Origin of the sequence: Bacteroides timonensis (assembly GCF_000513195.1) — a bacterium.
Taxonomy (GTDB): Bacteria; Bacteroidota; Bacteroidia; order Bacteroidales; family Bacteroidaceae; genus Bacteroides; species Bacteroides timonensis.
In genome coordinates this window covers 24119-31427 of sequence record NZ_CBVI010000100.1, presented here as the reverse complement: position 1 = coordinate 31427, position 7309 = coordinate 24119, and the positions used below count along the sequence as shown (strand labels likewise).

At 39.7% G+C, this 7309-nt stretch carries 3 protein-coding genes; all 3 read left to right on the top strand.

Annotated elements, in window-relative coordinates; genetic code table 11:
• The first annotated feature begins 201 nt into the window (after positions 1 to 201).
• A complete protein-coding gene (locus BN161_RS18855; protein WP_044269309.1) occupies positions 202 to 3747 on the top strand; it encodes a SusC/RagA family TonB-linked outer membrane protein in 3546 nt (1181 codons plus the stop codon).
• Positions 3748 to 3759: 12 nt separating this feature from the next.
• Positions 3760 to 5586, top strand: a complete 1827-nt coding sequence (locus BN161_RS18850) for a RagB/SusD family nutrient uptake outer membrane protein (RefSeq protein WP_044269307.1) — start codon at positions 3760 to 3762, stop codon at positions 5584 to 5586.
• A gap of 110 nt (positions 5587 to 5696) precedes the next feature.
• Positions 5697 to 7295: a hypothetical protein gene (locus BN161_RS18845; RefSeq protein WP_044269306.1), complete on the top strand. Its 1599-nt coding sequence runs from the start codon at positions 5697 to 5699 to the stop codon at positions 7293 to 7295.
• Positions 7296 to 7309: the final 14 nt, after the last annotated feature.

Below are 7309 nucleotides of genomic sequence, written 5' to 3'. Positions count from 1 at the left end.
CAAGTTCTCTTGGAACTTGGTAAACCTCTAAAGATAATAAGAGAGATGAAATATAAGTTAAACCTAAAAATAGAGAAAATGCCTATGGAACAGGAATTTATCTGATCAGAAGAAATAACTCCGGTTATTCCTAAATTGACTATCCTTACCCCTAATTTTCGAGAAAACTATTTTAATTAACAACAAAATCATCAATCATTTATGAATGAAGATCGCAAAAAACGAGGATTAACAAACAATAAGTTCCTCACAGCAGTGGCTATTAGTTCACTGTTTTTATGTAGCGGTAATGTTATGGCTATCCCAACAATGCCAAGCATTGTTGCAGGCGTGACGGAGCAATTACAGACAATCACTGTTACAGGTTTGGTAGTGGACGCTACGGGTGAACCGGTTATCGGTGCCAGTGTCGTGGAAAAAGGAACTACTAATGGTGGAATTACTGACATTAATGGTAAATTCACATTGAATGTGAAATCTGGTGCCACTCTGAAAGTCTCCTATGTAGGCTATCAGACTCAAGAAGTTAAGGCTGCTAAAACGATGAAAATCCTTTTGAAGGAAGATAGTGAAATGCTGTCTGAAGTTGTAGTTGTAGGTTACGGTTCACAAAAGAAAGAAAGCTTAACAGGTGCTGTTGCATCAGTGGATGTTAGTAAGACTTTGGAAGGACGTCAAATTCCTGATGTCGGGCGCGGCTTACAAGGAACGACTCCGGGGTTATCCGTCGTGATCCCGAGTGGTGAAATCGGTTCTGATCCTACTATAAAAGTTCGTGGGCAGATTGGATCTATTGATGGTAGTTCTACTCCATTAATCTTATTGGATAATGTTGAAATTCCATCTATTCAAATGGTTAATCCTGATGATATAGAATCTATTTCTATATTGAAAGATGCAGCTTCTTCTTCTATCTATGGTGCAAAGGCAGCCTTTGGCGTAGTCTTAATAACTACTAAGAAAGGAGCTAAGAGCGAAAGAGTAGAGGTTAGTTACTCCGGTAATTTCGCTTGGCAGAATATTTCTAAAGACATGGAAATGGCTGGTGTTGATGGCATTCAATACCGTGTTGATGCTTTGAAACGTTCTGGCGGTACAATTGCCGGCGCTTTTTGGTATGTAGATGAAACAAGCCTGAATAGAGCAAAAGAATGGCAGCAAAATTATGGCGGGAAAATTGGAGTGAACGATCCGTTTGTCTATGGTCGTGACTGGTATGTAGATGCCAATAATCGGAAATTCTCTATGCGTACTTTCGATCCGTATGACTATATGATCCGCGAATGGACACCTTCCCAAACACATAATATCTCTGTAAACGGAAAGAGTGGCAAGACTACTTTCAATATTGGCTTAGGCTATTTGGATCAGAATGGTTTGATGAAATTGGCCAAGCATGATGATTTCCGCCGTTGGAATGGATCTGTTCGTATTAGTACTGAAATCAACAAGTATATTACTGCTCGTGCCGGAGCTAATTACTCCAAACGTAACAAGCGATATGCTTATGCTACTAGTTCCTCTACGGCCGATCCTTGGTTATATCTTTATCGCTGGGATACGACTTACCCGATGGGGTATGATGAAAATGGGAATGAACTTCGTAGCCCGGCTTCTGAAATACATCAGGCAAATACGGCAAATAAGGAGAATAACTATTTGAGTTTTAATGTGGGGGCAACTTTACAGATTACGAAAGACTGGAAGTTCGATATCGATTATACATATGCCGGTGAAGACCAAATCTGGAAAAAAAACGGTACCAAATATACGGCTGCCAATACATGGGGGGCACCGATAAAGAGACTGGATGGCAATGGAAATCAAGTCTATGTAAATAATCAAGGACAAGTTGTGCCAGTTGGTACAGAAGGTGCCATGACTGCATATGACTTGCAATATTATCAATATACTTCGAACGGTTCTAATCCTGACCATATTCGTCGTGAAGTAACGAATGCAAAACGACATACATTAAATATAACTACTGATTACAATTGGCAAATCAATACTAATAACAACTTGAAGGTGTTGCTTGGCGTTAACCGTACTGATTGGGAGTCTGAAGATAATTGGTCGCAGATTACTAACCTAACTGATATCGTTAATCCCAGCTGGGACAAGACTGCCGGGACGCAAACTGCCAGTGGTAATTTATATTGGGAGGGACAACTTGGCTTCTTTGGTAGATTGAACTATAGCCTGATGGATAGGTATTTGTTGGAAGCTAATGTCCGTTATGATGGTTCTTCTAAATTTCCAGGAGACCTGCAGTGGCGTACATTCCCGTCTTTTTCTGCCGGATGGCGCATTAGTGAGGAAACATTTATGAATTGGGCCAAACCGGCTCTTTCCTCTTTGAAAGTACGTGGCTCCTGGGGTATGATTGGTGATCAAACTGTGCCCAATACACTGTATGTGCCAACTATCGCACAAGGCACATACTTAAACTCTAATTCAATGAGTTCGATGTGGCTTGGTTCAGATGGTAATAAGTTAATCATGACAGGTACCCCGGCAGCTGTTGACCCCAATATCACTTGGCAGGATATTTATACACTCGACTTTGGTTTGGATGCTCGTTTCTTTGATGGTGCGCTGGGGGCTACATTCGATTGGTATCAGCGTGATACTAAAAACATGATTGTTCCTGGTGCAGGTGTTTCACCGACATTTGGTGCCACTTCTCCAAAAGGAAACTTTGGCTCTTTAAGGACAAAAGGTTGGGAGCTCTCCATCGATTATAATCACCGCTTCAACAATGGACTGAGTGTTAATGCAATGTTTACATTGTCTGATGCTATAACAGAAGTTACAGCCTATGGGGATACAAAAAGTATCGACAGTTGGTATGTAGGAAAAACCTATGGAGAAATCTGGGGTTATCGCACAGACCGCCTTTATCAAAAAGATGATTTTGTTTATGATGGTGGTAACTTAGTAACCACTTGGGCTTTGAATGGTAAAGAAGTTGCGGCAGGTACTGCTGGAGCAAAACAAGTTAACAAACTTAAGGATCCTAATGCTATTTATCAAGATTATTTTCAAAGTGGAACATTCCGTTTTGGTCCTGGTGACGTAAAATTCAAAGACGTAAATGGTGATGGTAAGATTGATGATGGTGCACGTTCTGTAGGTACTATTACAGATAAGGATGATCCTAATTATGGTAAGCAAGATACAGGCGACTTGGAGGTTATCGGTAACTCTACTCCACGTTTTGAATATGGTTTGCGTCTGGGAGCCAACTACGAAGGTTTTGACTTTTCCATCTTTATGCAAGGAGTAGGTAGCCGTAAAATTTGGGGAGCCGGTTTCTTGGCTATTCCGGGATTCAATACGGGTGATGGTGCTATGCCTCAAGCTATTGCTGGAAATTATTGGACAGAAGAAAACACAGGAGCGTTTTATCCTGCTGCAGCCAATATGGGCGGGTCTAATACTGGGTATAATTTGCAGCGCCAAGACCGGTACTTGCTTAATATGGCATATTTCCGCATAAAGAATATAACATTGGGATATACGTTGCCGACAGAATGGACAAAGAAAGCCTTGATTAATAAAGCACGTGTTTATGTAGCTTGCGAAAACTTCTTTACTCATGATAACTTGAGAGGTTTGCCTATTGATCCCGAAGAAGTTTCCGGTGTATCAATGTTCAATTCGTCTAACTACAATTCCGGTCGTACAGGTGTGGGTACGCCAACGATGAAAAATGTATCTGTAGGTATTCAATTAAACTTTTAAAAACGTATCAATATGAAAAATATATTAGTCATACTTGCTGCCTTGTCCCTCACATTCACGGGATGTGATAGCATTTTGGATCGTCCGCAGTTGAACACTCCGACGGATGAAACTTATTGGAAGACCGAAATGGATGCCAGATTATTCTCCAACGGTTTTTATCCGAACTATTTCATTGGTTATGGAGCTGGTTGGTCTACTTCTTATTCGCCCTTGCGCGGTTACACGTTTTCAGATGATCTGGCGTCACAGGGAAAACAAAGCACGTTTGAAAACTCGATACCCAGTAGCCGTGCCAGTACAAGTGAAACGGCCGTAGCTACTTATCTAACTCAATATGTAGGACCGCAGTGGAACTTTACGTGGGTTCGTAAAGCCAATGTCTTTATGGAACGCCTGGAGAACAAGATGAGAGGTAATGTGTCCGAAGAAGCTTATAACCATTGGCACGCTGTGGCGGCATTCTTCAAATGTTACTCTTATGCTCGTTTGGTCGCTGTGTTTGGTGATGTGCCCTATTTTGAAAAGGATTTCCCGAATACAGATAAGGAAACGATGTTTAAAGACCGTGACAGTCGTGTTTATGTAATGGATAAAGTACATGACATGCTGAAGAACGAAGTATTAGTCAATATGCGCACCAATGATGGTACTAATGTTTTGAATCGCTATGTTGCTGCTGCTTTTGCTTCTCGCTGGATGTTGTTTGAAGGCACATGGCAGAAATATCATGGCGGTGACCAAGCTGCAGCTACTAAATATCTGGCTCTGGCGAAAGATGCGGCGGAAATCGTTATCAATAGCGGTTTGTATGCCATTGATACTCCACTTCGCGAGTTGTTCGGTTCGCAAGATTTGAAAGGGAACAAAGAGGCTTTGATGTACCGCCATTTTGATGCAGCTCAAAATGTGACACACTGTATTGCATCTTATTCCAATGGGCAGGAAAGTCAATCGCCGGCTCCGAATCTGGCATTAGCCAAGTCTTTTATCTGCCAAGATGGTAAAGTTTACCAAAATTCAGATATTGTAGATGCTAAAGTTCTAAGTATCGCTAATTTGGCGAAGACTCGTGACCCGCGCTTTGAAGCGACGTTTATTGATCATGTAAATACTAATTCTGTAACTCTGTTATATGCAGCCAAGTTCATAGACCGTGATGCATTGACATTGGAGAATCCTGGGGCTAATCCGATTTACGGCAGCAACACAAATACGAATGATGCTCCGGTTATCCGCTATGCTGAAGTTTTGTTGAATTGGATTGAAGCAAAGGCTGAATTAGGCGGTGTAACTCAAGATGACATAGACAATTCTATCAATCAGTTGAGACGTCGTCCATTGGATGCTACGGCCATAGCCAAAGGTTTGAAAAATACGGCGGATATGAAACTGGCAGATATAACAGAAACCTTTGACCCTGCCAGAGATACAGATGTTTCTCCATTGATTTGGGAGATCCGTCGCGAGCGTCGTATGGAATTAGTTTATGAACATTGTCGTTTACATGATATAAAGCGTTGGAAGAAGTTGGACTATATGGATAATGAAAAATATCCGGATACCATGTTAGGACCATGGGTAGACATGCCTGTAGAAGTACCTTCCTATCTGGATTCGCAGTATATAGGTGATCGCCAAGTAAAGAAAGAAGATGGTACAATTGTCACCTTCAACGGGGCCAATGCAGCAGAGATGGTAGGTTTCTACATCCCTACCAATGCCCAGCCGCGTGATGTATTTACAGATCGCAGTTATTGTTCTCCAATAGGTCTGCAAGATATACAATTATATGAAGATAATGGTGGTTATAAATTAACCCAAACCACTCTTTGGTAGTATAATAAAACGATAGTAAATCTATTCGCCCATTCATTTTCTGATTCCAAAATCAAAATAGATGGGCGAATATTTATTTTTTCAGATATAATAATTGAAAAATCGATACTGTGAATACCTACACTAATTCTCTTTTAAGTAGCAAGATATATCAATACATTAAAAGATGTGTATTTATTATCTGTATTATAACATGTGTTGCATGCGAACAGGATGAGCATGAAGAGCTTCTTCCCTTAATGACCCGAACTATTCCGGGGCAGATAATAAGTGGAGAAAAAAATCCTTATGTAGGAGAACTCTATTATACTTATACCCTTGATTTAGGAAAGAAATATGATAAAGAGGCACGAGTTACAGTATACACATCCAAATTTAACGGCTATTTTAGAGGGAATGGTCAGAACTTTAACGTAACGAGCAAAACATTGTCAGTACCTGTAAATACGTCTAAAGTTACTTTTGATATATATTGGACACAAGAAGACCCCAATGCCGAAATTTATATTTCTAATCTTACTAGTAATGTACAAGTGGATGCAATGTTGACAGGAATAAATGTCAAAAAACAAAATGTTCCAATCAGTGCATCTTTATTAATAGGTATAGGCGATAATGTTACCTTAACAGCTCCATATCATCTTATTAATAACTACCACAGAGCAGTCTGGAATTATGATAAAAATCTTTTTTCTTTAGTATCAGAAGATTATTCAATTGCTAGCAGTTGCTATAAGCTTGTACTAAAAGCCATAAAAGGAGGAGTACAAAGCAAAATATCTGTAAATATAGATGAGACTTTTCTACAAAATTGGCTAACTGTCAGAAAAGGCGAACATTCTATAACCATAAATGATCCATTCAAAATTACAGTAAATAATAAATTTATAGCAAACGGAGAAGCACTAATAGCAGAACTGCCCAATTTGAGTCTTGCACCTAAAGCAACAGTGACTTGGGAGGCTGGCACAGGCCTATCGATTATTTCCGGTCAAAAAAGCTCTAAAGCTGTTTTTGAAGCGTCAGCAACGGTAAACGGCTATTCGTCTATCTGGGCTAATATTAATGATAATGGCAATAGTTATTTGAGAAAAATTGATTCTATATGGATTGGGAAACCTGTAATTACCTCTGATGCTACTAAGTATTTCATGCAACGCCGGAATACCGTAACCATTTCTCCTACTATAAAAGGGGCACAGTCCATCTCGTGGAGCATAGTCTCCGGTAATGCAACTTTAATGGAAAGCAGTGATAAGAAGCAAGTAACTATACGTTCTAATGCTCCCTTTACTTCCTCTGATACCATTGTTGTTTCTATGGTTGCGAGCAATCGCAGTGGCAGTAAGTCACAACAATATCAAATAGATGTACCATCATTGGCAGAGATCAACTTTACAAGAATTATAAAAAGCAATAATTCTATAAGTGGGGAAATATTTTGTAATAGGAATGATGTTGATATTACATTAATGTTAGACTGGGGATTCTCAGAAGAAGGCTCTATTACTTTCAAAATACAAGATAAGTTTTATATTTATAACGAAGGGGCAGACTCTAAGTTTGTCACTATTCATTTGGATAGCACGAACAATTTCGTGATTGTAGCAGACGGTGCAAATAGCGATGTAAATATTGGAGCCATATATATTGTAGATACTAATGAAAATGGATATTTGGGGCAACAAACGGCACTAAGCCTTCAATAAGAATAGGATGAGTT